At 69.8% G+C, this 24,305-nt stretch carries 17 protein-coding genes and 1 tRNA gene; 7 read left to right on the top strand and 11 right to left on the bottom strand.

What is annotated here, in order from left to right:
* Positions 1-25: 25 nt before the first annotated feature.
* Positions 26-2,719, top strand: coding sequence for a beta strand repeat-containing protein (locus ACQ66R_RS04710; protein WP_430419681.1), 2,694 nt, complete (start codon positions 26-28; stop codon positions 2,717-2,719).
* On the top strand, positions 2,716-5,835 hold the full coding sequence (locus ACQ66R_RS04705; RefSeq protein WP_430419680.1) for a CHAT domain-containing protein: 3,120 nt from the start codon (positions 2,716-2,718) through the stop codon (positions 5,833-5,835). The genes ACQ66R_RS04710 and ACQ66R_RS04705 overlap by 4 nt, the downstream gene beginning before the upstream one ends.
* On the opposite strand, the gene ACQ66R_RS04700 is transcribed toward ACQ66R_RS04705, so the two are convergent.
* On the bottom strand, positions 5,832-6,611 hold the full coding sequence (locus tag ACQ66R_RS04700; protein WP_430419678.1) for a glycine zipper domain-containing protein: 780 nt from the start codon (positions 6,609-6,611) through the stop codon (positions 5,832-5,834). The two genes, ACQ66R_RS04705 and ACQ66R_RS04700, sit on opposite strands and share 4 nt — an antisense overlap.
* Positions 6,612-6,729: 118 nt before the next feature.
* On the opposite strand from ACQ66R_RS04700, the gene ACQ66R_RS04695 reads away from it, so the two are divergent.
* Positions 6,730-6,814: transfer RNA gene (locus ACQ66R_RS04695), tRNA-Leu, on the top strand.
* Between the two features lie 18 nt (positions 6,815-6,832).
* On the opposite strand, the gene ACQ66R_RS04690 is transcribed toward ACQ66R_RS04695, so the two are convergent.
* The 3 genes from ACQ66R_RS04690 to ACQ66R_RS04680 are packed head-to-tail and all read right to left on the bottom strand — an operon-like array spanning position 6,833 to position 8,544.
* Positions 6,833-7,480, bottom strand: a complete 648-nt coding sequence (locus ACQ66R_RS04690; RefSeq protein ID WP_430419676.1) for a carboxymuconolactone decarboxylase family protein — start codon at positions 7,478-7,480, stop codon at positions 6,833-6,835.
* A 23-nt stretch (positions 7,481-7,503) separates the two neighbouring features.
* Entirely contained in the window at positions 7,504-7,890 is a 387-nt protein-coding gene (locus ACQ66R_RS04685) for a nuclear transport factor 2 family protein (protein ID WP_430419674.1), read from the bottom strand.
* A 33-nt stretch (positions 7,891-7,923) separates the two neighbouring features.
* The gene (locus ACQ66R_RS04680; RefSeq protein WP_430419672.1) at positions 7,924-8,544 is read right to left on the bottom strand and encodes a VOC family protein; all 621 of its coding nucleotides are present in this window, start codon (positions 8,542-8,544) and stop codon (positions 7,924-7,926) included.
* A 232-nt stretch (positions 8,545-8,776) separates the two neighbouring features.
* Here ACQ66R_RS04680 and ACQ66R_RS04675 point away from each other — a divergent pair, with 232 nt between their 5' ends.
* Genes ACQ66R_RS04675 through ACQ66R_RS04665 form a run of 3 tightly spaced genes read left to right on the top strand, consistent with a single transcriptional unit; the run spans position 8,777 to position 11,651 of the window.
* Positions 8,777-9,724, top strand: coding sequence for a 2-hydroxyacid dehydrogenase (locus ACQ66R_RS04675; protein ID WP_430419670.1), 948 nt, complete (start codon positions 8,777-8,779; stop codon positions 9,722-9,724).
* Entirely contained in the window at positions 9,724-10,473 is a 750-nt protein-coding gene (locus ACQ66R_RS04670; protein WP_430419668.1) for an alpha/beta fold hydrolase, read from the top strand. Before ACQ66R_RS04675 ends, ACQ66R_RS04670 begins: the two co-directional genes overlap by 1 nt.
* Positions 10,474-10,517: 44 nt before the next feature.
* A complete protein-coding gene (locus tag ACQ66R_RS04665; protein WP_430419666.1) occupies positions 10,518-11,651 on the top strand; it encodes a hypothetical protein in 1,134 nt (377 codons plus the stop codon).
* A gap of 10 nt (positions 11,652-11,661) precedes the next feature.
* On the opposite strand, the gene ACQ66R_RS04660 is transcribed toward ACQ66R_RS04665, so the two are convergent.
* From ACQ66R_RS04660 to ACQ66R_RS04645, 4 genes are all read right to left on the bottom strand, one after another.
* Positions 11,662-13,317: an alkaline phosphatase family protein gene (locus tag ACQ66R_RS04660; RefSeq protein ID WP_430419664.1), complete on the bottom strand. Its 1,656-nt coding sequence runs from the start codon at positions 13,315-13,317 to the stop codon at positions 11,662-11,664.
* A gap of 164 nt (positions 13,318-13,481) precedes the next feature.
* Positions 13,482-14,264, bottom strand: a complete 783-nt coding sequence (locus ACQ66R_RS04655) for a sulfotransferase (RefSeq protein WP_430419662.1) — start codon at positions 14,262-14,264, stop codon at positions 13,482-13,484.
* A gap of 2 nt (positions 14,265-14,266) precedes the next feature.
* Positions 14,267-15,046: a hypothetical protein gene (locus ACQ66R_RS04650; protein ID WP_430419660.1), complete on the bottom strand. Its 780-nt coding sequence runs from the start codon at positions 15,044-15,046 to the stop codon at positions 14,267-14,269.
* A gap of 132 nt (positions 15,047-15,178) precedes the next feature.
* Positions 15,179-16,147 carry a glycosyltransferase family 2 protein gene (locus tag ACQ66R_RS04645; protein ID WP_430419658.1) on the bottom strand — a complete coding sequence of 323 codons (969 nt, stop codon included), beginning with the start codon at positions 16,145-16,147 and terminating at the stop codon, positions 15,179-15,181.
* Positions 16,148-16,306: 159 nt separating this feature from the next.
* Between ACQ66R_RS04645 and ACQ66R_RS04640 the strand changes: the two genes are divergently transcribed.
* On the top strand, positions 16,307-19,519 hold the full coding sequence (locus ACQ66R_RS04640) for an amidohydrolase family protein (RefSeq protein ID WP_430419656.1): 3,213 nt from the start codon (positions 16,307-16,309) through the stop codon (positions 19,517-19,519).
* Between the two features lie 19 nt (positions 19,520-19,538).
* Here the strand turns inward: ACQ66R_RS04640 and ACQ66R_RS04635 are convergent, their stop codons facing one another.
* The 3 genes from ACQ66R_RS04635 to ACQ66R_RS04625 form a co-directional block, all read right to left on the bottom strand.
* On the bottom strand, positions 19,539-22,856 hold the full coding sequence (locus ACQ66R_RS04635) for a CHAT domain-containing protein (RefSeq protein ID WP_430419654.1): 3,318 nt from the start codon (positions 22,854-22,856) through the stop codon (positions 19,539-19,541).
* 26 nt (positions 22,857-22,882) lie between these two features.
* Positions 22,883-23,236 carry a hypothetical protein gene (locus tag ACQ66R_RS04630; RefSeq protein WP_430419652.1) on the bottom strand — a complete coding sequence of 118 codons (354 nt, stop codon included), beginning with the start codon at positions 23,234-23,236 and terminating at the stop codon, positions 22,883-22,885.
* A gap of 62 nt (positions 23,237-23,298) precedes the next feature.
* Positions 23,299-24,234 carry a hypothetical protein gene (locus ACQ66R_RS04625; RefSeq protein WP_430419650.1) on the bottom strand — a complete coding sequence of 312 codons (936 nt, stop codon included), beginning with the start codon at positions 24,232-24,234 and terminating at the stop codon, positions 23,299-23,301.
* Between the last annotated feature and the right edge of the window lie 71 nt (positions 24,235-24,305).

Genomic DNA, 24,305 nt, shown 5'->3' with positions numbered 1-24,305 from the left:
AGGCGATGATCATGCGCGTGTCGCCATGAACTTGCGCCACAGCCTCCTTGCCGGCGCCGCGGCCACGCTGCTGGCGGCCACCGCCGCCTTGGCCCTGCCGGTGCACAATGGCGGCATCCCCCAGATAAGCGCCGGGGGCGCGCAGCCGAACATCGTCTCGAACGGCGACGACCTCGTCACCGTCAACCTGAACGCTCAGCGCACGATCATCGACTGGTCCAGCTTCGACCTGTTCGACCACGAGAGCGTCCGGTTCTACTTCGACCAGCGCAACTGGATCGTGCTCAACCGCGTGACCGGGGGGCCGATCAACATCGACGGGACGGTTCAGGCGATCCACTCGGCCAACGTCGGGCCGGGGCCGACCGGCGGCAATGTCTGGTTCTACTCGCCCCAGGGCGTCGCGTTCGGGCCCAGCACGCGGGCGGATGTCGGCGGCCTGCTGGCCACCAGCGCCGCGGTGAACACGACCGCCTTCCTGACCCCAGGCAACGTCAACATCCCCTTCTCCGGGGCCGGGAACGGCGGGCCTGTCACGATCGAAGGCGGCGCCAGGTTCATCGCCGTGGGCCACCTGGCCTTCGTCGCGCCCCGTGTAACCGCGGGTGCGGGCGCGGTGATCAACGCCGGGGACCTGGGTACGGCTGCCTATGGCGGCGTCGATAGCTACGAGATCCAGTTCGTCCCAATCGGCAACAACGATCTGGCCTTCTTCACATTCCTGGTGCCGAACGCCGCGGCGGGCACGGCGCAGACCCAGGCGCTCAATCTGGCCGGCCAGACGACAGGGGCCAACGTCTACCTCATCGCGATGAGCCGGGCCGCGTTGACCAGCCAGCTGATCAATGCGCCGGGCCTCCTGGTCGGGCAGTCGTCGCAGAACAACTATGGCCAGGTCACGATCTCGACGGGCCGCAACATCGTGCTTGGGCAGGTGAACGCCGAGGCGTCGCAGGTGGCCGGCGTCACCACGGCCTCGGTCAGCCTCGGCGAGATCAATGCCGGCGGCAACGTGAACGTCTACCTGACGGGCTCGGGCAGCCTCGGCAACCTCTCCGCCAGCCGCATCCGCGCCGGCCAGGGCCTGCTGATCGCCGCCCACGATATCAACATCCCCGGCGGCACCAGTTCAGGTGACCGGGGCATCCTGGCGCGCAACACCTTCATCGACACAGCCGGGACCGTGAACATCGGCCCGATGACGTCCAACACCGACATCAACATCCAGCGAGGCGCCGCCCAGACCGGACGGACCGTGTCGCTGAACGTGCTGACCATCGCTTCCGCCAACGTCGGGCGGGACTTCTTCGTGTTCAACGCCCAGCGGGCCAATATCGGGTCGATCACCGCAGGCAACCAGTCGCAGGTGTTCAGCGACGGCAACATCAACATCGGCACGCTGAACACCAACGGATACACGCGTGTCAGTTCCAATCAGTTGATCACGCTGAACAGCGTCAACGGCGTAGACCTCGACCTGCGATCTGCCGGGGGCGTCACCGCGAATTCGCTGATCGGTCGCACCTCCACATCGATCGGGACCGCCGGGCCTGCCGACATCGCAACGATCACCAGCCCGACCCTGTCGCTCAACGCAGTGTCGGCCCGCATCGGCAACGTCGCGATCAGCGGCGACGCGACGCTGCGGGTGGTGTCCATGGATCTGCTCAACAGCTTCACCGCGACCAACCTGACCATCGAAGGGGTGTCCGGCCACTTCCTCCTGGGCGGCTCGGACGTGCTGGGCCTGAACAACGCCGAGTTCCAGCGCATCCGGGTCACGAACTCGCTCAACCTCTACGCGGGGCTGCAGGCCCCCACGGTCAATGTGCCGGTCCCGACATACGGGACCTTCTTCGTGGACGACCTCACGCTCGACCCGACGCGGGTTCCCCGTCTGAACATCTACGCCCGCAACGGGCAGGAGGTCCTTGTCCGCGGCCGGATCGAGGTCGTCGGCCCGAACGGTTCTCTCAGGATCGGCGATCCGACCGCCGACTCCCTCTGGACGCCGCGCAGGATCTCGATCCTTGGCGGGCTCGGGACGGCTCAGGGTGATCCCTTGGCGGGGTTCACGAACGTGAGGGCGTTCGAGAGCGTCGCCCTGCACGCGACCAATGACATCCTGATGGGGTCGCAGCGGTTCCTGGACCTCGTGGACGACCTTCCTCCCGCCCAGATCGACATCGGCCGCGGCCTGCCGGTGGGCGTGGCGGCGCAGGGCGACGAGATCGGCAAGCTGTTTCTCGTGGCGGGCAATGTGACGCTCACCGCCAACGACCGGATCGTGCAGCAGAACACCGGCGTCTTCGGCTTCGAAGGCGGGCTATATCTGACCGGCGCGGGCGTCCAGGCCAATGCTCCGATCCTGACCATCGGCAAGGCCCAGGTGGCCGACCTGTTCGGCGCGTTCGACTCCGGCGACGGCGTGCTGGCGATCGGGGCGGCGGGGGCGTTCTCCAGCCGCATCGCGCGTCTGGAGGGCGACACCAGCCAGGGGCAGATCCGCATCAACGGGTGCCTGCTGGGCATCGGGTGCGCGATCTCGACGCCGTCCAGCCAGTTCCGCGTCCAGCAGTTCCGGCCGGCCGCGCCTCGGGCGGCCATCGACCCGCCGGTGCTGACCCCGCCGCCGCCGATCGACGACGACGAGCGCGAGGCTGAAACCGTGACCACGGGCGCGGGCAACGAAGAGATCTGGCGGAAAGACCCCCAATGAAGGCGATGATCATGCGCGTGGCGCTCCTCTCCGGCCTGACCGGCATGTTGACCGCGGGAGCCGCTGCGGCGGCTCCGCTTCCCGAGTTGTTCCCCCTGGGCCAGAGCGGCGCCAGCGGGGCCGTCTGCGAGGCCGTCCGCGACTATCAGGACGCTCTGGGGCAGGGGGCTGACGCCAAGGCCTGGCGGTTGCGTTGCCGCGGCTACTCGTCGGCGCTGGGTCGCATCTACCAGCTGCCGGCAGGCCAAAAGGCGGCCTGGACGGCGGCGCTGCGGACGCGCGCGGAATGTTCGGCGCCTGAGACCGCGCCCGGCGGCCTGCCGGCGACGCTCGCCACCTGCCGGATGGGCGGTGCGCAGGGCGCGCCGTATGTGGTGTTCGTGGCCGAAAAGGGCGGCAGCGTCACGGTGGCCGAAGGGCTCGCGCCGCTGTCGGACGTGATCGAGACGGGCCTGAAGGTGGCGTTGGGACTGGCCAAGGCGCCGGCCTCGACCGAGGTGCGGACCTCGGCGGCCCAGGCCGAGATCGCGGCCGACTTCCCCAACCTGGGCGGCCTCGCGGCGGCGGACGCTGCGGCGGCGGCGGACCCGGAGCGCCTGCGTGCGCGGGGTTACGTACAGAACAACGAATGGCGGTTCGACGAGGCCGAGACCGTCTTCCGGGCCCTGGTGAACGAGGGCGAGGCGCGCAACGCCCCGCCGGCGCAGCGGGCGGACGCGTTGCTGAACCTGGCCATGAACATCTCGAACAACGGCCGGTTCGACGAGGCCGAGGCGTACTTCGCCGAAGCGGAGGGCCTCATCGCGCCCGACGACGCCCTGACGCGGGCCCGCAGCCTGAACTACCGCGCGCTGCACCTGCGCAATCGCGGCCGGTTCGCCGAGGCGATCACGGCGGCCCGCAGCGCCCTGCAATTGCGGGCCGCCTCGCCGGTCGCGGCCGCCGCCAGCGGGAGCAGCGCGGCTCGGGCGGTCGGGGCGGTGGTCATCGACACCGGCACGGCGCGCAAGCTCAACACGCCCTCGGTGGCGCAGAGCCAGATCGAGCCGCCCCGGGTGACGGTCGCCGAACAGCTGGTCATTCAGGACGCCCAGGCCTGGCAAGTCATCGGCACGTCGCAGGCGGCGTTGGGCGACACCGCCCAGGCGCGAGCCTCGCTGGGCCAGGCGCGCGACATCCTGGCCCGCAGCGTGGCGCTGGGCCGGCTGACCGCCTGGCTGCAATCGCGCGTCGAGGCCGATCTCGCGGGCCTGGACCTGCGGGAAGGCCGGGCCGGGCAGGCCGTGACCGGCTACGGCCGTGCGATCAGCGTCCTGCGCACCCGTCACGCGGGCAGCTCGGGCGAGGGCGCGCTGCTGCTCGACCTGGGCCGCGCCGAGGTGGCGGCGGGGCGTGATGCGGACGCGCTGGCCACTTTCGGCCGCGCCATGCAGATCTTCCGCACCCAGCGCGGGGGCTTGGGCGCCTCGGCCGACGCGGCGCAGCCCTATTTCGACCTGCTGCTGAAGCGTATGGGCGAGGATCCGGCCAAGGCCGCCGAGTACGGGGCCCTCTATTTCGACGCCGCCGAGACGGTGGTCTCCAGCGCGACGGCCGAAACCGTCAACCGCCTGGCCGCGCGGGTGGCGGCGGGAGACGGCCAGATCGCCGGGCTGTCGCGGGCGTTCGAGGACGCGCGCCGCCGCGTGCGGGCTACCGAGAGCCAGATCGCCGCGCTGCAAGCCGAGAACAGCTACACCGACGCCGTGCGCGAGCAGATGGACGCCGCGCTGAAGGCCGCCCAGGCCGAGGCCGACGGGCTGGAAGCGCAGATGCTGGCGGCCAATCCCCGCTACAACCAGCTGGTCGCGCCGGGCGCTTCGGCGGCCGACATTCAGAAGGCGCTGAAGGCGGACGAGGCCTACCTCAGGCTGCTGCCGCTGAACGGCAAGACCTATGGCGTGCTGCTGACGGCCAAGACCGTGAAGCCCTATGCCGTGCCGATGGGACGCAGCGCGGTCCAGGCGGCGGTGACCCGCCTGCGCCAGCCGCTGGAGCCGACGGAGTCGCTGATCCCGTTCGACGTGGCCAGTTCGGCGGCGCTGTTCGACAAGCTGTTCGGTCCGGTGAAGGCCGAGGTTCTGGGCGCCCGCCATCTTATCTACGCGGCGGACGGGCCGCTGGTCTCTCTGCCGGTGGCGCTCTTCGTGACCGACACGACGCCCGTGAAGGCCGACGCCAAGGGCGATCCCGACTATGTGAAGACGGCCTGGCTGGGCAAGAGCGTGCGCTCGTCGCTTGTGGTCTCGGGCGCCAGCTTCCTGCAGTCGCGGGCGTTTGCGCCGTCGGCGGCCAAGCAGCCCTACCTGGGCTTCGGAGACCCGGCCCTGCCGCGCGGCGACGAACGGGCCTTCACCTCGGTGACCCGCTCGATCCTGCGGCGCAGCGCGGTGCTGGAGCGGGTGTGCGGCGAGACGCGCAACGCGCTCCTGCGCATCGAGGCTTTGCCCGAAACGGCGGCCGAGGTGCGGCAAGTGGGTCAGAGCCTGGGCACGCCCGGCTCGGTCGTGACCGGCGCCCAGTTCAGCGACGATGCGGTGCGTTCGCGGGACGACCTGGCGAACTACCAGGTGCTCTACTTCGCGACCCACGGCCTGCTGCCCCAGCCCGACGCCTGCGTGCCCGAACCGGCGCTGGTCACCTCGCTGGGCGTCGGCGACTCCGACGCGCTGCTCGACACCAGCGAGATCCTGAACCTCAAGATCGACGCCGACCTCGTGGTGCTGGCGGCCTGCGACACAGGCGGCCGGGGCGCGGGCGTGGACCGCACGGGCCTGACTGGCGGCGGCGAGGCGCTGGGCGGTCTGACCCGCGCGATGGTCTATGCCGGCTCACGCGCGCTGGTGGTCAGCCACTGGTCGGTGGACTCCGAGGCGTCGGTCAAACTGATGACCGGGCTGTTCGCCTCGGGCGCGCCGACCATGGCCGAGGGGCTGCAGCGGTCGCAGGCGGCCCTGCAGGCCGACCCGAACAACGCGCACCCCTACTTCTGGGCGCCCTTCACCCTGGTCGGCGATGGCGAACGGCCGCTGCCGGCGATGACCCGTCGGGTCGCCGCCGCCGTGGCGGACCGTTAGGCCGCTTCGACGCGCCAGCCGCCGCCTGAGTCCCGGCAGGCGGTGTAGCGTTCAGTGTAGCTGCCCTGGCCACGCTCGGTGATGGTCTGACGCACGGCGCGGCAATCGCCGCCGCCGCCGCCGGCCGGGCGAACGACGCCGCGCGAGACGTAGCCCTGGACCAGGCCGCCCTCGATCACGGCCAGCCAACCGCCCGCGGCCGAGCCGCCGATCTGGATTTCCTCGCCGTCCTGCAGCCGGTCGACGATCGGGGCCGAGGTGTTGGGCGCGGCGCGCATGTTGATCCGTCCGGTGGCCACATAGGTCCCACCGGCGTTGCTGACGCGGGTGGCGGGCGAGACGCCTTGGGCGTAGCGCCAGCGGCTGGTGTAGGTCTGGCCGCCGCCGTAGCTGGACCCGCCCGCGTCGCCGACCACCTCGATGCGCCCGCGGGCGCCGGTCGTCGGGTCGGACCAGGTCTGGGGCCGGCCGGTGTTCAGCGCGGTCTCGAACGCGGTCTGGGCGTCCACGCGGCTCTTGCGGTCCATGCGGCAGCCGATGCTGTTGCCGATCGCCGAGCCGATGCCCGCGCCGATCACGGCGCCCAGGGCCTCGTTCTTCTTGCTGATCTGGCTGCCGGCCAGCGCGCCGACCAGTCCGCCCACGACCGCGCCCGTGGTATTGGCGCTGCCCTCGGCGTCGCACGAATACAGCGAACCCAGCCCGGCCGCCGACGCCGCCTGGGGCGCCGCCACAATCAGGGCGAGGGCCGATAAAGCGATGGTCAGTCTGGGCATGGTCATCCTCCTCTTTCCCTGAAGCGCCGCATGATGGGCCAGTTCGACCGGCAAGGCCACGCTCGGAGATGACGAACGGGTGGACGCCGCCGCGGCAAACGTCGTACCCGAAGCGCACGCGGGCGTGGCGGAACTGGTAGACGCAGCGGACTTAAAATCCGCATCCGTATGGAGTGTCGGTTCGAGTCCGACCGCCCGCACCAGTCCCTGGCTTGGCGCCGTCAGGTCTTGCGCTGCGGCGTGCTGAGGAAGTCCTGGGCGTTGAAGCCCTCAGGCGCGGCCACCTCGACGATCGGCTCGTCGCGGTTGTCGTACTCCATGCGCAGCGCGCGCGTGATCACCGCGTGCATGGCGTAGAGGGTGGTAATGTAGGTGAACTCGAAGATCTGCTCATCGCTCCAGAAGGTCTTCAGCTTGTCGAAGACCTCAATGGGCGTGCGGCCGTCGGCGGCCGTCAGGCAGTCGGCGTAGGCCAGCACGGCGCGTTCCTGGTCGTTGAAGACGTCCGAGACGGTCCAGTGGGCGATCGCGTTGATCTTCTCGTCGGGCACGTTCAGGGCGCGCAGCGACTTGCAGTGCTGGGAGAAGACGAACTGGCTGCCCTTCACCCATCCGGCGCGGGTCTGTCCCAGTTCGCGCAGCACGGGGTCGATCTTGCGGGCCGGGTGGCGATAGACCGCGAACCCGTCGACGGCGTGCTTGAAGATGTCGGGGGCGAGCGCGAACACGGTCCACCAGTCGCCCGGCGTGCCGGTGGCGGTGCCCGGATTGGCGACCGGATCGCGGTCAGGGCCGAACAGACGATCATAGTAGGCGGTCACGACTTCTGAGGTGACCTGGTCGCGGGGGACCTGACGAAGGACGGGCATGGGGTTTTCCTGGGCTGTGCGGATCAGGCGGATTTTCGGAATGCGGCGACCTGGGCGCTGTCGAAGTACTCGTCCAGGCGGGTGACCTTGCCGTCCGCGACCTGGCAGACGATGCAGGCCGGCAGTTCGACCCGGACGCCGTCATGGGCGCGGGTTCCCTTGAGTACGTGCTGCTGCACGAACCCGCCGGGGAACACCTGGAGCCGCCGATCGGCGTATTCCCGGTCGAGGATCCGCGCCACCATGAGGTTCAGCGTGGCCCGGTTCTCGGCCGGGGTCTGCTCCGCGCGGTCGGTGTTGTGCCAGATGTGGGCGTCGGGCGCGTAGCAGGCGACGAGGCCGTCCACGTCGCCGGCCTCGACACAGTCGAAAAAGCGCTTGGCCAGCGCGCGGACGGCCTCGTCGGTCATGGAATGCTCCAGGGCAGGCGCCGGACGGAACGGCTATTCGGCGGGCTCGGCGACCTTGCGGCCGGGCTCGCGCGGAGAGCCGTCCGGGTTCAGGACCAGATTGACACTCCGCGACCCGTCGGCCCGCGCCGCTTCGTGCGCGACGTCCTTCGGGCCCATGGGCTTCGTCCAGGCGGCGAACTCCAGCAGGGCGCCGTCCGGGTCGAAGAAGTAGATTGAGCGCACGAAGACGTCGTCGGTGACGGTGGGCGAGATCTGGCTGGGTGAATTGTCGTGGTTGGACACCGGCGAAACTGCGATGCCCTTGGACCGCAGGCGCTCGCAGTACTCGTCGAACTTCTCGGCGGGCACGTCGAAAGCCAAGTGGTTCATCGAGCCGTGGGCGGAGGCGAGCCCGCCCTGACCGGGCAGGCTGCTGGGCGCCGACACTCCGGGAACCCCGTCGCGGGCGTTGGGGAACCAGAAGAAGGCCAGCGAGTCGCCGTTGCCGATATCGAAGAAGAAGTGCTGTCCCATGTTGTTGGGCAGGTCGATGGTCTTGGTCAGCGGCATGCCCAGGACGTCGCGGTAGAACTCGACCGTGCGCGCCATGTCCTTGCAGACGAGGGCGATGTGGTTCACGCCCCGGATCTCGAATTCCCGATTCCTGTTCATGACGTCCTCCTTCTCGATGCCGGCCGGCCGGGGAGACGGTCCCGACAAAGCTGGTTTGTCATTGGGCCAAAATCTTGTGCGATAGGAGCAGAATGCTTCGCAAGCGAACAGTCCCTCTCGGCAAGACAACGACCGGCGGCAAGCGGGCGAGGCGGCGGGATCATGCTCCGGAGACTCGCGTCGGCGCTTGCCGGGCCAAGGCTAGGCGCCTTTCCCCAGAGGTAGTCCGCACATGAAATCGGTTCTGCACTACCGGGCCAGCGCGGGCTTTCGCGCCATGCTGGCGGACCAGGCCGCCGTTGCCTGTGTCGAGGCCGTGGTGGTCGACGAGACCGACGACGCCGGGTTTGCGCGCGAGATCGCCGACGCCGAGGTGCTGCTGCACGTGCTGAAGCCGGTGACCGCGGCGATGATCGCGGGCGCGCCGCGCCTTCGTCTGGTGCAGAAGCTGGGCGTGGGCGTGAACACCATCGATCTCGAAGCGTGCAAGGCGGCCGGTGTCGCTGTCGCCAACATGCCCGGGACCAACAGTCAGGCCGTGGCCGAGATGACGCTGGCCCTGATGCTGTCGGTGCTGCGCCGGCTCTCGTACCTCGATCCCCTGACCCGGCGCGGCCAGGGCTGGTCGCCGGACACCGACCTGATCGACGGCGCGGGCGAGATTGCGGGCCGCACGGTGGGCTTTGTCGGATATGGCGCGTCGCCGTCGCGGCTGGGTGTGGCGCTGGAGGCCCTGGGCGCGCAGGTCGTCTACACGGCCCGCAGCCCGAAGCCGCATCTGCCCGGTCGGTTCGTGACGCTGGAGGACCTCCTCGCCGCGTCCGACATCGTCTCGCTGCACGTCCCGCTGACCGTGGAGACCGAGGGCCTGATCGGCCGCGCGGCGCTGGCGGCGATGAAGCCCGGAGCGATCCTCGTGAACACGGCGCGCGGCGGCCTCGTGGACGAGGCGGCGCTGGTCGAGGCGCTGCGGTCGGGTCATCTGCGGGGCGCGGGGTTGGACGTGTTCGCCTCAGAGCCGGTGGAGCCGGACAATCCGCTGCTGACCCTGCCCAATGTGGTCGTCGCGCCCCACCAGGCGTGGCTCACGCCCGAGACGCTGGACCGCAGCCTCGTGGTGGCCTTCGACAACTGCCGCCGGCTGATGGCTGGCGAGGCCCTCGTGAACCAGGTGGTGTGATGGCGCGTGCGACGGTCGTCTTCGCGTCCGGACAACTGCTGACGGACGATGTCTGGGCCCCGCAGGTCGAAGCCCTGGCGCAGGACTACGACGTCATCTTCGCCGATCACGGTCGGGACGACACCATCGCCGGGATGGCCGCGCGCCTCCTGGCCGGGGCGCCCGATCAGTTCCATCTGATCGCCCACGCCATGGGCGGCTTCACCGCCTTCGAAGTCATGCGTCAGGCGCCGCAGCGCGTGCTCAGCCTGGTGCTGATCGCCACGCTCGCGCCCAACGACGGTCCGGCCCAGACCGAGCGGCGCCAGGGCTACCTCCGACTGGTCGAGGCGGGGCGGTTCGACCAGGTTGTGGAGGAGCGCGTGCCGATCCTGCTGCCGCCCGATCGCCGGGGGGAGGGGCCGCTGCTCGCGCGGGTCAGACAGATGGCGTCCGACACCGGCGCCGAGCGGTTCCTGGTCCAGCAGCGCGCCATCATGAGCCGGATCGACAGCCGGCCGTCGCTGGCGGCGATCAAGGTCCCGACGCTGGTGATCCGCGGCGCCCAGGACGGCATCACCACGCAGACCCATCAGGACGAGATCCTGGCCGGCATTCCGCACGCGCGATTTGTCGAGATCCCGGCCTGCGGGCACCTGCCGACCCTCGAAGCGCCGGACGAGACCAACCGGCTCTTGCGGGACTGGCTCGCGGAGAATTCCGCCGGCGCCGACCGATCCGGACTGACCGGGGTCGGGAACAGTGGTTAGCTTGCGACGCGTCGGATGCGTCGCCAGCGACAGGGAGAGACCGCGTGATCGATGACACCGATCTGCTGGCGATGCTGGACCGCCAGTTCCTGGGCCTCGTGTCGCCGACCTCGCCGCGGATCATGGCCGGCGGCCATCCCTGCCAGGGCGTCTACACGACGCCGAAAGGGCAGCGGCCAAAGACGGCGTTCATCGCCACGCACTACAACGTCGACTTCTCCGAGCACTACATCGCCCCCTACCTGGCCGCGCGCGGCTACGGCTTCCTGGGCTGGAACACCCGATACCGGGGCGCCGAGGACCTGTTCCTACTGGAGCATGCGGTGATCGACATCGGGGTCGGCGTGCGCTGGCTGAAGGAGCAGGCGGGTGTCGAGACGGTGGTGATCCTGGGCAACTCGGGCGGCGGGTCGCTGATGGGCGCCTACCAGGCCGAGGCCATCGCGCCCACGCTGGGCGACCTGGTGAGGGGCGCGGGCCTCGAGGCGCTGAACACCCTGCCGCAGGCCGACCTCTACGTGTCGCTCAACGCCCACCAGGGCCGGCCCGACGTTCTGACCGACTGGATGGACGCCTCGGTGGTCGACGAGAACGACCCGACGCTGACCGACGAGAGCCTCAACCCGTTCAACCCCGACAACGGCCCCCCGTATTCCCCGGAGTTCATCACCCGCTACCGGGCGGCCCAGCGGGCGCGCAACCAGCGGATCACCGACTGGACCAAGGCCGAGCTCGCCCGGCTGAACGCCGCGGGCGTCCCGGACCGGCTGTTCCCGCTGTTCCGGTGCTGGGGCGACCTGCGGATGATGGACGGGACGATCGACCCGTCAGAGCGGCAGACGCCCATGTGCTACCGCGGCCATCCGGCGGTGGCGAACAAAACCCCCTCCATCGGACGGGCCAACACCCTGAAGACCTGGCTTTCCATGTGGAGCCTCGAGACGTCGAAGTGCAAAGGCGCCGACCAGCTCGCCAAGTTCCGGCTGCCGTCGATGGTGGTGCAGGGGCTGGCCGACACCGGCGTCTTCCCGTCGGACGCGCGGAAGATCTTTGACAGCCTGGGGACGGCCGACAAGGAGCTGCACATGATCACCGGCGCGCACTACTTCGAGGACAGCCGAAAGGTGCGCGACGACATGGCCGACCTCATCTGCGACTGGGTGGCCCGCAAGCGCTGACGCCTGGGCGCTAAGGCGCCTTCGGGCAGACGACGCCGCTCCCGGCCGGCAGGGTCAGGCATCGGCCGTCGATGTCGTTGGGGGGCGTGACGCCGATGGCGGCGGCGAGGGTCGGGGCGATGTCCACCGTCTCGACGGGAATGAAGCGGTCCTCGGCCTTGGCGCCCTTCCACCAGAACAGCATCGGCACGCGGCGGTCGTAGTTCCAGGGTGAGCCGTGACCGGCCCGGGAGTCGCCGTTCACGCCCGTGCCCAGGCTGGTCAGCGGCTGCAGGGCGCCCAGGATGTCGGGCGAGCGGGTCGGATGCGTGCTCATGGCGAACCGCTCCTTCAGGCTCACCTCCTCGGGCGACGCGCCCTTGCGGATGGGGGTGCCCAGCAGTTCATCGCGGGTGAAGACGGCGGCAAGTTCGGGCTGGGCGGCCAGAGTGCGGACGGCCGCAGCCATCAGCTTGTCCCGCTCGACGCCGGCGACCTCGAGCAGCATGGCTTCCTCAGGCGATCCGGCCAGGGGCGGCTTTTGAAGGTTGAACTCAGCCATCAGGGCGGTGTTGACGCGGCCCATCACCGCGGACGCCGAAACGCGACCGGCGGTGGGATAGCCCTGAGTTCGCAGGCGCTCCGGAATGTCGGAGCCACCATGGTCGGCGCTGAGGACGACCAGATACGGGATCTTGAGCGCGTCGAGGTCGACGAACAGCTTGGCAAGCGTCGCATCCAGGCGATGCATCTGCTCGCACATCTCAGGCCCGCGCGTGCCATACCGGTGGCCGACCCAGTCGGTGGCCGAGAAGCTGACGGCCAGCAGGTCGGTCGCGGGACCCTGACCGAGGCGGTAGTGCTTGATGAGGTCGCGGGCCGCCTCGCCGGTGATCTCATCGCCGGCCGGCGAGTTGATCAGGGCCGCCGGGATCGAGGCGGCGTAGCCGTCGGGCGGCAGCTTGGACTCCCAGGTCTTCCCGCCGATCTCCACCGTCGTGGCGGCGGCCCGGCAGGCGGGGGTCTGGTAGGTCCACGTCGGCGCCTGGGTCCAGCGTGGCGCGAGCCGCCGGTTGGTCGCCGCGACCGGGGCCAGCGCCTGGGCCGCGTCGCCGCCCGGTGGGACGTAGGTCGTGAAGCCATAGCCGCTGAACAGCCAGAAGACGCCGTCGGCCTTGTGGCCGGCCATGGTGATGGCGGCGCGGTCCTTGCCGGAAACCGCCACGACGCGACTCTGGGGGGAGACCGCCTTCAGCCAGTCGCCCAGGGTGGACGCCTCAAGGCGCGCCGGGCCCACGGGGCTGGCCTTGGCGTCATGGGCCAGGGCGACGCTGGAGTCCGAAACGCAGTACACGGGCCGCCGGGTCGTCGGGTCGAGATAGGCGTTGGCGACGATCCCGGTCTTGTTCGGATGCTTGCCCGTCAGGAGGGTGGAGTGTCCGGGACACGTCTCGGTGCCCGAATGGGTCTGGTAGCCGCTGCGATAGGCGACGCCGCCGGCCATACGCGCCAGACCGCCCTTGTAGACGCCGCGCCACTCGTCGAAGAGGTTGGCGCTGTACTGGTCGATACTGATGGCGACGATCAGCTTCGGCTTCGCATTCTGCGCCAGGGCCTGGGCCGCAGGCAGGGCGGCGAAGGCGAGCGTCGCGGCGGCGGCCAGGCCGCGAAGGGCGGGAAGCGTCATCGGTCGGTCTTTCGTCGATCAATCGGGACTTGCGGCCCCAGCCCTAGACCATGGATGTGACGCGCCGCTATCGCTCGCTCGAAATCCGCGGCCGTTCCCTGTTGATTGCGACGCGGAAGGCGCCGGCCTCATGTGGCTTGGCGAGATGTCGGCCACGTCGCAGCCTAGGCGTATCCGAGCCTCGGGAGCATCGGCGCACAGATCGTGGTCGCCGCCTGCGCGAACTCCGGCGCCAGGGGTGAGAGGCGCGGTTCCAGGTCAAGGCCCTTGTAGTACTTGGGAGAACCCCACGCGTCGTCGGCCGCTTCGGGCGTCGACGACCGCCAGAGCTTGGACGTGTCGAACCCCTCGACGCCGACGCATGCCGCGATCCGGGCCTGGACCTCGGGTTGGTTCAGATCCTCGTAGCGGAACACCAGGGCGTGGCCCTTGAAGTCGTACGACAGGATCGCGTTGTAATAGCTGACATACTCGCGAGCGACGGCCTGTACGTCCGCCAGGCTGAACGGCCGGCCCGTTGCGGCCTTCTCGTGCACTTCCTGGCGCGAGCGGACGACGTCGTGGGGATGGCGGGCCACCACCACGAACCGGGCCTCTTCGGGATAGAGCATGTGAAGGTCGCGGAAGAGCGGCGTCAGGTGCGGATCCTTGACCGCCAGGATGGGCTTGCGGCCCAGCGCGTTCCAAAGGTGCGCGATCGACAGGTCGCAGGTCTGCCGCATCAGCTGGCGGAATTCCTCCGGGTCCTTGAAGAACCCGCTGGTGTGTCCGGCCCAGGCGGCGCGTCCGTTCCGGTAGGCCATCGGCAGGCCGCGGAAGAAGCTGATCTCGGGGTTGTAGTCGCTGACCCGGTCGGACGTGCAGATCAGCGCGTGGGTCACGGTCGTCCCGGATCGCGGCGGGCCTCCGACGAAGATGATGCGCTCGGGCATTTCGCTGGCAATCACGTTCAGGGCCTCTGGATCAACAGGTCGTCGCGCCGGTTCGCCATGGGCAGGTCCGGGTGCTGGGGTACGACATAGGCGTCGAAGCCGGCCGCTTGAGCGCGCTGCACGAGGCCGGCGAGAACGGCGTCGTCGATGCCGGCTGCGGGGGCGTTGAAGGTCACCACGGGATCTTCGTCCTGGCCCGTGAAGGCGCGGTGGAAAGCCTTTCCCGTCTCGCTGGCGAAGAAACGCCGACGCTTGGACATATTGGGCAATTCGCCCACCAGGGCTCGACCGCGCGGCGCGAGCAGGGCGCAGATCCCGTCCATGAACTCGAAGGGATTGCCGTCGAGATAGACGACGGACAGGACGCCGTACGCGAGCACGGCGTCGGCTCCGTCCGGCGTCAGCGGCGCGACGGTCGCGAAGTTGGCCGGAAAGGCTCCGTCACATTTGAATGTGACGCTCTCCACATCCGGCAACTGGCTCAGCATCTCCGGGCTGTCGACCTGAACCAGCCTGTGGCGGCGCTGGACGCAGAGGTCGATCAGCATGCGGGGAAGGTTGGCGCAGCCTGCGCCGATATCGACGACGGTACGGCCCTCCGACTCGGTCAGCACCGGCAGCTTTGTCAGAATATCTCGGAAGACCGCGTCTTCCCGACCCTGACGGTAGTCGGCCGGGTATCCGATGCGCTCGTTCAGGTCGAGGTTGGGATTGCGCGCAAGCTGACGAAAAGCCTCGAAGTCGAGCCGCGTCGCACTGAAGTCTATGTTGGCGTCACGGCTGAGATCTTGACCCATAGGCTGGCCTCACAGGGCGGCGGCGACGCGCCGACGCGGCCCATCTATCACAGGCGCCCGACAGGTGAACCGGGCGAGCTGCAATTTCCCTCCCACGCGCGCACTCCGACGCGCGCCCTCCGGCGAGCCGCCTCATGAGCCAGCGAGCGAAGCCGCTTTTTGGGCTCGGACCGTGTCGACGAGCGTCTGCCACTGGACCCGGAACGCCTCGTCAAGAACGCCGGTCTCACCCCCCGCGACGCGCCCCCGCAACGCCTTCAGCCCGGGCGTCATCATCCCGATCGAAGGGTGGTCGCGGCCCCAATTGGCGTACGCAGCGTCGAGCTTGTCGATGGCCGCCAGGGCCAGCGGCTGCGGGAGCCGCCCGGCGTCATATTCTCCCCGGATGAACAGCTCCCACTCGCAGATCCCCAGCGCGAACATGGGATTGTAACTGGGTGACGACTGTTGCTGTCCGTGTCGGCGGAACGCGGCGACCGGGCGCTTGATGCCGATGGCGGGGCCGACGCGCGTGGCGTTCAGATAGAACGCCACATCGCCACAGACCTGCATGTCGATCCCCATGTAGCGCACGAAGTCGTCGGCGGTGACGCCGGCGGCGCGGTTGATCAGGATGTTCGAGAACTCGCCGACAGGATTGCGGACGCCGCCGACGAGGGTGGCCGCCATTCGCGCCTGGTCGAGCGCCACGACGTCACTCGCCAGGAACTGGGGCTCGGAGAGGACGCGCCCGCCCGCGTCGATGATGTAGCGGTGGCCGAAGTAGAACGAGGCGTCTGGACGCGCCTGCGCCTGGACCAGCATCTCGGCCAGGCCGTGCGGCATCAGCAGGTCGTCGTCCAGCAGATACGCCAGCAGGTCGTAGCGGGCCTCGTTCCAGAGAAACGCGCAGTTCCCGGTGTCCCCCAGGCGCCCGGGCGTGGCGACGTAGCGGATGCGGGGGTCGCGGAACTGTTCCACGATGGGCCGAATGTCGGGTCCGGCGCTGTCGTCGCTGACGATGATCTCGAAGTCTTCGATGCCCTGGGTCAGGGCGCTTGCGATCGCCTGGCGCAGGTAAGTGGGCCGAAAAGCGGGAATCAGAATGCTGACGCTCGGCAACGCTTTCAGGCCTCAGGCGAACGGGACGGAGGGCATGCTTAGCCGTCCGCCAATTATCCACCAAGCGCCGACGCGCACCGGCGGAGCCGTTGTGGCGCGCGGCGAGCCTGCCTAGAACGCTTGCACGGGCCTTGGCCCCGACTTGAGAGGCAGGGTGTCATGAAGTCCAAGCTCGCGGGCGTGTTCGCCGCTGTGTTCGGCCTGTCGCAGGCCCACGCCCAGACGCCGCCTGAAAAGCCGGCCAAATGGGATGTGAACGCGCCGCCGGGCGCCGTCGTCCGTCAGGTCCCGATCAACGTGGACGAGGGGTCCTGGATGGACCTCGACGTCAGCCCCGACGGCGCGTCGATCGCGTTCAACCTGCTGGGCGACATCTATGTGATGCCCATTGCGGGGGGTACGCCCAGGCGCATCGCCGAAGGCCTGGCCTGGGAGGTGCAGCCGCGTTTCTCGCCTGACGGCAAGCGCATTGCGTTTACCTCGGACCGGGGCGGCGGCGACAACATCTGGATCATGAACGTCGATGGGTCCGACAAGCGCCAGGTGACCAAGGAAGACTTCCGGCTCCTGAACCAGCCCACCTGGAGCCCGGACGGCCGGTTCATCGCCGCGAAGAAGCACTTCACCACCGGCCGCTCGCTGGGGACCGGCGAGGTGTGGCTCTATCACGTGTCGGGCGGGGCGGGCGTCGTCCTGGTGAAGCGGCCGAACGAGCAGCACCAGAAGGAGCTGGGCGAGCCTGTCTATGCGCGGGACGGCAAGTCCATCTTCTACACCCGCAACATCACGCCGGGCCCGATCTTCGAGTACGCCCAGGACTCCAACACCGACCTGTTCAACATCGAGCGCTACGACCTGGAGACGGGTGAGATCTCCACCGCCGTCTCGGGCGCGGGCGGGTCGGTGCGGCCGGCGCCGTCGCCCGACGGCAAGAAGGTCGCCTTCGTCCGGCGCGAGCGGACCAAGTCCAAGCTGTATGTGAAGGACCTGACCTCGGGCGTGGAGCGCAAGGTCTACGACGCCCTGGACCAGGACGTTCAGGAGGTGTGGGCGGTCAGCGGCCTCTATCCCAACATGGCCTGGACGCCCGACGGCAAGTCCATCGTCTTCTGGGCCGGCGGCAAGATCCGGCGCGTGGACGCCGACGGCGCGAACGGCGCGGTGATCCCGTTCCGCGTCAACGACACCCGCGGCGTCATCGATGGCCCGCACCCGCAGATCACCGTCGCGCCCGACCGCATTCAGACGAAGATCCCGCGCTTCGCGGCGGTCTCGCCCGACGGCAAGATCGTGGTCTTCGAGACCCTCGGCCGGCTCTATGTGAAGCCGATGGGTGGGGGAGAGCCCAGGCGCCTCACCAAGGCGACCGAGGGCATGGAGTTGTTCCCGGCCTGGTCGCGCGACAGCAAGCAGATCGCCTTCGTCAGCTGGACCGACAAGGGCCTGGGCCAGGTCCAAGTGATCCCGGCGGGCGGCGGCGCGGCGCGCACGGTGACGACGCAGCCCGGCCACTATGCCCGGCCGGTGTTCTCGCCCGACGGCAAGACGATCGTGTTCGAGAAGGGCGACGGCGGCGGCCTGACGTCGGGCGAATGGTCCGACAATCCCGGGGTCTACCGTGTGTCGGCCGCCGGCGGCGCGGCCGTCCGGATCTCGAAGGACCTCTCGTCGCCGCAGTTCGGCGGCTCGAGCGACCGCGTGTTCATGGTCGGACGCGAGCGCGGCAAGCTGCAGCTGGTCTCCACCGACCTGAACGGCGAAGCCAGGCGGGTCCATGCCGCCGGCGAACTGGTGAGCGACTACTTCGTGTCGCCGGACGGCGCGCTGTTCGCCTTCCGCCAGAACTACGAGGTCAGCGTCATGCCGCTGATGCCCGGGACCCAAGAGGTGGCGGTCGATCTGAAGGGCGGGCCCCTGCCGGTGACCCGCGCCTCGGTGGGCGGGGCCGACTACGTCAACTGGTCGGGCGGCGGGGCCCAGCTGCACTGGAGCCTGGGCCCGGTGGTCTACACGGCGGCCGCCAAGGACCTGTTCCCCTCGGCGCCTCCGGGCGAGGGGACCGCGAAGTTCCAGCCGCCGAAGACGGGCGTATCGTTATCGATGGACGCGCCGGCAGACCGGCCAAAGGGGACGGTGGCGCTGACCGGTGCGCGGCTCGTCACGATGGCGGCCGCGGACGGCGGCGTGATCGACAACGGCGTCATCGTGATCCGCGATGATCGGATCGTGGCCGTGGGCAAGGCCGGCGCCGTCTCCATACCCGCGGACGCCAAGGTCGTGGACCTGGCCGGCAAGACCATCATCCCGGGCCTGATCGACGCCCACGCCCACGGCCCGCACGGCGTGGACGAGCTGGTGCCCCAGCAGAACTGGTCGATGATCCTGAACCTGGCCATGGGCAACACGACGGCGCACAACCCGTCGTACCCCTCGACCGAGATCTTCGCGGCGTCCGAGATGCAGCGGGCCGGTCTGATCCTGGGCCCGCGCACGTTCTCGACCGGCACGATCGTCTATGGCGCCAAGCAGGCCGGCAACTACGCTCAGATCGACAGCCTGGACGACGCCCTGGCCCACGTTCGCCGGCTGAAGGCCCAGGGCGCCCACAGCATCAAGAACTACAACCAGCCCCGCCGCGAACAGCGCCAGCAACTGACCGAGGCGGCGCGGCGCGAGGGGATGCAGGTGGTGGCCGAGGGCGGGGCGCTGTTCGGCCTGGACATGACCCACATCGCCGATGGCAACTCCACCGTCGAGCACAACGTCCCGCTGTCGACCTTCTACGAGGACGTCCTCAGCTTCTTCTCGCAGAGCAAGACCTACTACACGCCCACCCTGGTCGTTACGTTCGGCGGGCTAGCGGCCGATCCCTACTGGCGCGCGCACACCGACGTGTTCGAGCAGCCGATCCTCAGGCGCCACATCCCGCCCAGCCGGCTGGCCGCCGAAAACGTGCGCCGCGAGATCGCCCCGGAGAGCGACTACGTCGACGACGACAGCGCGCGCGAGGCGCACAAGCTGGCCAAGCGCGGCGTGCCCGTCTCGATCGGCGCCCACGGCCAGCAGTCGGGCCTCGGGCCCCACTGGGAGCTATGGTCGTTCGTGCGCGGCGGCATGACGCCGATAGAGGCCCTGCAGGCGGGCACGATCGCGCCGGCGCGGTCGCTGGGGATGGCCAAGGACATCGGCTCGCTGGAGGCCGGCAAGCTGGCCGACCTGGTGGTGCTGGACGCCGACCCCACCGCCGACATCCGCAACAGCGAGAAGGTCCACCGCGTGATGCTGGGCGGCCGGCTCTACGACCCGCTGACCATGGACGAGGTCGTCACCGGCGAGCGCAAGCGTGCGCCGTACTGGTGGGAGCAGCGGTAGGCCCGAGAGGCCGCGCCCGCTACTCCCCGGCGCCGATCAGGACAAACGGCGCCCAGGCCGCCGGGTGGGCCCAGTAGGGCTGCCAGCCCAGGATCGGGGCGCCGTCGGGCCGGCGGCCGGTGCGGACAGACGCCATCGCCCGCTGCAGCGCCTGCGCGCCGTTGAGGGTCGGGTCGGCGCGCTGCGCGGCCAAGGTCTCGATCATCAGGGCCTCGGTCGCGTCGTCCAGCACGCTCCAGTGGCTGGCCAGCAGCGCTTTGGCCCCCGCATAGAGGAAAGCCCGGGCGAGGCCCGACAGGCTCTCGGCCTCCGGCTTTCCGTCAGGCGCGGCCGTGTTGCAGGCCGAAAGGATCAGCCAGTCCGCCGAGAGCTTCAGGGCCGCCGCCTCCGAAGCGGAGAGATAGCCGTCGTCGAGCGACGAAGCCGTGGACGGCGGCGTGAAGACGAGCCCGGGCTCGTCCAGCCTGTTGATCGATGTGGGGATCAGGCCGTGCGTCGCGAGCACGACGATCCGCGCCGAGGCCAGGGTGGCGTCCGACTTGATCGCCGCCTCGGTCGCGTCGTCGCCCAGCCGCAGGCTGGAGGCCTGGGCGCCGAGGCTGCGGGCGATCGCCAGCAGTTCGCTGCGGGTGTGGGGCAGGGGGGCGAGGCCTTTTCGCAGCATCTCTGGGTTGGCCAGCGCCTGGCGCCCTGTGTCGCCCCGATGGATGTCCGCCGGGGCGAGAACGAAGCCTTCGCCCGTCAGCACCGGGTCGCCAAAACCGCGAAGAGTCTCGCCGCGCGTCTGGGCGTCGCGGACCACGTTGAACGCGCGCAGGCTCGAAACGGACGGAAGCGTTGTCAACGCATAGCGATCGGCCAGCCACGCCGTCGACGCCAGTCTCGCCGCCGATCCGGTCTGCGCGTCGCCGCTCGGCGCTTCGGTCGCGAGCAGGCCGAACGGAAGCGCGCTGAGCGCACCGCCTGCCGTGATGAAGAGCTCCGTCACGCCCTCCAGCGCCGGCTCCACGGGGGCGATCAGGTCGCGGTAGAGCGTGTGGGCGGCGTTCAGGTCGAACTCGGGGATGGAGTCGTCGGCCGCCGTCGCCATCTGCGCCAGGTCGCCCCGACGCCGACCCGACAGCGCCTTGCCGCATGTGGTCTCGTCGACCTGGCAGCGCAGGCGTGCGACGCGTTCGGCGACGGCGTCCGAGCCGCCCTCAAGTCGGCTCCACGCGATCTTCGTCTTCGACACCGCGAAGACGTGGACGTCGTTCCACAGGTCGACGGTCAGAAGCAGTCCTTCGCCGGGCCGCAGCCGAGCCTGGACCTCGCGCAGCGACAGCGGCTTGGGCGACGCCAGCTCCGCGTACTGCGGGAAACGCTTGCGGAGTTGCTCGTCCGCGGCGGCCAGACGGGCGGCGACGCGTCGCATCTCTTCCTCGAGACGCGCGATCTCGGCGGGGTCATCCCCGGTCAGCGCGTCTGTCAGTTCGGCGCTGACCGTCTGGAGCTCTCGCGACAGCGATTGCTGGAGGCGGGCGGCCTCTCCGAGTTTGCCGGATCCGGCCGCCATCCGGGCCGCCGACTGAGCCAGGGCGCGGGCCGCGGCGGATACATCCACGTCCTGCGCTGCGAGAAAGGTCTCGGCCTCGAGCCCTCGGGTCCGCTCGCGTTCCGCATAGCCCACCGTCAGCAACAGACCGAGGGCCGCCGTCCGTCCGTGGTCGGAGCGGATCAGGTCGCCCGAAAGGGCTTCGCGCGCGCTGGCGCCCGTCGCATCTGCGGCGCCGGCAAGGCCCTGCTTCAACGCCTCGATGTCGGTGAGGATGGCCCGGACTTCGGCCAGCGCCGCAGGCCGCGTGGCGGGATCCTTCGAGGCCGACTCGGCCGCCATGAGGCGGATGGCCTGGCGTTCGGGGCGAGGGACATTCGGATCCCGGCCGAAACGCTTCGCGAGCCCGGCCATGACGTCGCGGCCACGGGCCGGATCTCCGGCCAGCGCCATCACGTCGCCAAGCTCGCGCACGGCGTCCGGCAGATTGTAGACCCAGGCGTGGTCCTGCAGCGCCAATCGCCGCTTGCGCAGCACCTCCAGCGCCTCGGCCTGTCGACCGGAGGCGGCCAGCAGCCTCGCCCGCGACGTGGACAGGACGTCCGACAGCGGCTCGGCGGCGGCCGCCTTGGCCACGGACGGATGCGCCGACGCCGCGATGATCACCTCGAGCGCGCGCCCGGCCTTGCCGGTCTCTTCATAGGTCCTGGAGAGCCACACGGCAGTGTAGCCCAAGGTCGTGGGCTCGGCGCCCCGCGATTCCAGATGATGGTCGAGCGCCGCCTGCAGATAGGGCGAGGCCTCCTCGGGCCGCCTCTGGGACCAGAGGTTGATGCCCAGGGCCCGAGCCGCATCGGCGCGCGCCTCGCCGCCCTCCGCCGCCTCCAGGGCCTTGCGGCGCAGGGGCTCGACCGCGGCGTAGTCGCTGTAGCCCAGCTCCAGCCACTGAACGATCTCGTCGCGCTCGTCAGGCCCGCAGGCAGGGTTGGAGAGCAGGCCGGCATACAGGTCGTGACCAGCGTCATCGTCGCCCTTGTAGCCGAAGTAGATCGACAGATTGCGCAGCAGCCTAGGCTCACAGGCGCCGCCCCGGAGCCGCCGGACGAGCCCGGCGCCGAGACGGTCGAGGGTCTCGACATCGTCCGCCTCCAGGCTGAGGTCGAACAGATGGTCGCTGGCCCGGGCGCACGCGGGCGCCCAGTCGTCCAGGCAGTCACGGGGCAGGGCTACGAGCGCCGCGCGGGCTCCGGCTCCGTCGCCCGCCTTGAGCAGATGCTCGGACAGGTCGAGCGCGACCTCGGGCAGGCGATCGTCATTCGTGCGGGCGAGGTAGTCGACCCGGGCGCGCAGGTGGGGGATCGACGCGGCGAACTGGCCCGAGACGTCGTGGTACAGGACGAGGTCCGCGCGCGTGGCGTCGGCGGCGGCCGCCAGCGCCGGTCCGGCGGCCGTCTGGATCTTCAGGATCCGAAGCAGGAACGGGATCTGTTTCTGACTGCGCTGGGGGTCATCGAGCGCAACCGTCGAAGCGAGATGTCGGATCGTTGGGATGATCTCGGGAGACTCGCTCCCATGCAGCCGGATCTCCAGCTCCAGGAGCTTCTCCAGGGCGCGAACCTGTTCCGGCGAGTCGCTGTCGGCGCGCGCAGCTTCATAGCGCGCCGCCTTGATCTCGGCCTGCAGCGCTTCGGTTCTTTTGTCGCTGGCGACGGCCGGCCCCAACGGGCTTGCCGTCAGGACGAGGCCCAGAACGGCGGCTCTCCAGAAGGAAGCGCAGAGGCGACCCAGCCGGGCGGCGCGCATCCGAGGGGCCGCCGTCGGTGACCTTGTCAGCGCCGCGGGGCGAGCCGGTTCAGGTCGCGTTCCGACGGCGAGAAGCGCCGGTTCAGCGGGGTGTCATAGCGGTCGTCCGCCGAGACCACGCCGTTGAAGCGGCCGAAGGCGTCGTAGCTGTTGTAGTAGAAGCGCGGCGCATCGGTGTTGGAACGTGAGCCCTGGCTGTAGCTGAGGCCGGCCGGGCCGCCCCCGCCGCCGAGGTAGGAGTCGCGGATGTCGACGCCTTGCGCGGCCGGCGAGGGGCGCAGGTGCTGCTGCTGGTTCACGTTGGGCGCCGTGGTGACGGTCAGCGCCAGGGCCGGCGTGGCAAGAACTGCGAGGCCGAGGGCGATCAGAACCGGACGCATGAGGCAAACTCCACGAACGTGATATCCCGAGCGTACGGGGCGCCGGCCCCGACCGCAACCGCTCAGGCGCGCCGGCGGGGTGCGATGCCCGCCCCCATCTGTTCCCACGCGGCCACGACGCCGCGTTCCGCCAGGCCGGCGAACAGGCGTTGGACGGCGGCGGCATGCTCCTCGGCCAGCGCCTGCATGGCGGGGCGGCTCAGGATATCCTGGGCGACGGTGACGCCGTCGCGCGTACGGGTGACGAGGCCGGCGTCCACCAGGCCCAGCACGTGCCGCCGCACGGTCTCGCCGGGCATCCGCAGGCGCCGCGCCACGTCGGATACCGTCATCGCGCCGAAGGGCGTTGGCGTCGGGTCTGCGGCGGTCTGCGGCGGCCAGGGCGCCTCGTCCAGAGCGGCGACCAGGATCGCCAGGAAAATCAGGGCCGAGGCCACGTCGCCGCCCTCGCGCAGCAGGCCGTCGACGCCGCGCAGCAGGTAGTCGGAAATCAACCGCGCCGCGCCGCGCAGGGGGACGCCGTCATCGACGCCGTAGTGGGTTTCGGGCAGGGGATCGAGCAGGTCGCCGTCCAGCAGCCGGCCGTAGAAGCTCACCAACCGCTCGTGGGCCGACATGACGCTCTGAAGATAGGGCTGTGAGGTCAGGAAGGATTCCGGGATCACGACCCCCGACCCGGGCACGATCCGGCAGACGCCTTGGCCTTCAAGCTTCTTCAGTCGTCGCCGCGTGGTCTCGAACGGAACGCCCAGCGAGTTCGCCATGGCGTTGACGCTGGCCGGGCGCCGCGCATCGTCGGGCGCAGCGTGCTCGAGATCGCCATAGGCCTGGCGGGCGGCGGGATCGCGCGTGAGCGGCGCGATGTTGGCCTGGTTGACCGCCAGCACCAGCAGCGCGTCCATCGGGCTGAGGTCCGCAAGCCCGGCGGCCACCTGCTCCAGCGTGAAGCCGAGCGAAAGTCGCGCGAGGGTCCAGACACGCGGTGAAGGCGTCACCATCTTGACGTCATGCCCCCCGGCCGCTCAACCGGCAAGCCTTGTCTCCCCCGATGCGCAATCGCCGCGTGGGT

The organism is Phenylobacterium sp., from assembly GCF_965284355.1.
Classification (GTDB): domain Bacteria; phylum Pseudomonadota; class Alphaproteobacteria; order Caulobacterales; family Caulobacteraceae; genus Phenylobacterium.
This window is presented reverse-complemented; position numbering and strand designations above follow the sequence as displayed.